This window comes from Mesorhizobium sp. M8A.F.Ca.ET.161.01.1.1 (assembly GCF_004792105.1).
In the GTDB taxonomy this organism is placed as follows: Bacteria; Pseudomonadota; Alphaproteobacteria; order Rhizobiales; family Rhizobiaceae; genus Mesorhizobium.
Window position 1 is genome coordinate 1 of sequence record NZ_SRTD01000505.1, and the last position, 280, is coordinate 280.

Here is a 280-nt window from a genome sequence, read left to right on the forward strand (position 1 = left end):
TTTCAAGCTGCTAAGTTGCCGCGCGTTTGGTGTCGTCGAGCGAGGGGGAAGCGGGTAACGGTTATGCCTGGATCGAGTATTTTTGCGCGCAACCGATTGCTGAGAGCGTTGGGTGAAGAGGGGTTTTTGCGGCTGGTTGCCCGGATGGAGATGATCAATCTGCCCGTCGGCTATCAACTGGTCGGCGCCAACACGCCCATCTCGCGAGTGTGTTTCATTGAGAGCGGTATTGCTTCGTCCGTGGCCCGGACGGAAGGCGGCAAAAGCATGGAGAACATGC

At 57.5% G+C, this 280-nt stretch carries 1 pseudogene; it reads left to right on the forward strand.

Annotated features, from left to right (window positions below):
• Nucleotides 1-63: 63 nt before the first annotated feature.
• Nucleotides 64-280 (forward strand): annotated as a pseudogene (locus EN804_RS37835) (Crp/Fnr family transcriptional regulator); the annotation flags it as partial.